This window comes from Streptomyces sp. NRRL F-5755, assembly GCF_001279365.1.
Lineage (GTDB): Bacteria > Actinomycetota > Actinomycetes > Streptomycetales > Streptomycetaceae > Streptomyces > Streptomyces rimosus.
This window is the reverse complement of sequence record NZ_LGCW01000151.1, coordinates 1-1,467: the sequence shown is the minus strand read 5'-3', so window position 1 is coordinate 1,467 and position 1,467 is coordinate 1. Positions and strand designations below refer to the sequence as shown.

The 1,467-nt window shown below is 72.9% G+C and carries 2 protein-coding genes; both read left to right on the top strand.

Going from position 1 to position 1,467, the window contains the following annotated elements; all coding sequences use genetic code 11:
- Window positions 1-159 precede the first annotated feature (159 nt).
- Window positions 160-738, top strand: a complete 579-nt coding sequence (locus ADK86_RS15905) for a TerD family protein (RefSeq protein WP_053697170.1) — start codon at window positions 160-162, stop codon at window positions 736-738.
- A 56-nt stretch (window positions 739-794) separates the two neighbouring features.
- The coding region (locus ADK86_RS15900; protein WP_234345884.1) for a TerD family protein at window positions 795-1,467 on the top strand (673 nt) is incomplete at its 3' end.

The following is a 1,467-nucleotide window of genomic DNA, read 5'->3' as shown; positions in this document are numbered from 1 at the left end:
TGGCTGGGGTGGGGGCGGGTGGTCCCCCGACGCGCGTCCGTGTAGCAGGAACGCCACAAAGCCTGGGGTGGGTGCGTGGTGGAGGGCGGGCCTGCATAGGGTCGGGGGAGGCCGTCGGGGAGGCGGCAACGGGGAGAAACAGAGCGAGAGGGGCAGCACGTGTCGGTCAACTTGTCCAAGGGGCAGGGCATCAGCCTGACGAAGTCGGACGGGGGAACGCTGACCGCGGTACGGATGGGACTGGGCTGGCGGTCGGCGCCCCGGCGTGGCCTGTTCGGGTCGCGCACCCGGGAGATCGACCTCGACGCCTCGGCGGTGCTGTTCGCCGACAAGCAGCCGATGGACGTCGTCTTCTTCCAGCACCTCGTCAGCGACGACGGGTCGGTGCGGCACACCGGCGACAACGTGGTCGGGGGCGCCGGGCAGGGCGGGGACGACGAGGCGATCCTCGTGGACCTGGCGCGGGTACCGGTGCACATCGACCAGATCGTGTTCACGGTGAACTCCTTCACCGGGCAGACCTTCGCCGAGGTGCAGGACGCTTTCTGCCGTCTCGTCGACGAGACCACCGGCCAGGAACTGGCCCGCTACACCCTCACCGGCGGCGGTGACTACACCGCGCAGATCATGAGCAAGGTGCACCGTTCCGCCAACGGCTGGCAGATGACCGCTATCGGCGAACCGTCCCACGGCCGTACGTTCAAGGACGTGGTCCCGGCGATACTGCCGTACCTGTAAGCACGCACCGGGCCCCGTCGGCGGGCGGGGCGCACGAACACCACGGGGGAACGACGATGACGGCCGAGCTTGTCCGCGGGCAGAACCACCCACTGGACCGGACCCGTTTGGAGATCAGGATCGCGGCGGGCGGGCCCGTCGTCTCAGGGGTGACGCTCGCCGACGAGCGGGGCGCCCTCACGGGCGTCGAGGCCGTCGCCCACCCGGGCGCGCCGCGCCGTACCGGCATCGAGGTCCCGCGGCAGGCCGCCGCCGAGCACCGGATCGCGGTGGACCTTGACGCCCTGGCCGCCGACGTGCACCGGGTCAGCGTGCTGCTCGCGCTGCCCGTCGGCATCGGCGGACCGGCGGACTTCGGGGCCGCGGCGGCCCCGTTCGTCGCCGTCACCGGCCTCGACGGTACGGGCATCGCCAGCTACACCCTGACCGACCTCGGCGCCGAATCGGCCGTCGTGGCGGTGGAGTTGTACCGCAGGCAGGGCGCCTGGAAGGTGCGCGCCGTGGGGCAGGGGTACGCGGGCGGGCTCGCGGCGATGCTCCAGGACCAGGGCCTCCCGCAGGCCGCCGAACTGGCCGCGGAGATCCAGGAAGCGGTACGCGACGGCCTCGCACGCGCGATACCGGCCCCCGACCCGGCGACCACGCCCCCGGCAGCCGCAGCCTCGGCAATCACGCCCCCGGCAGCCGCAGCCCCGGCAACCACGCCCCCGGAGAGCAGCACCCCCCCCC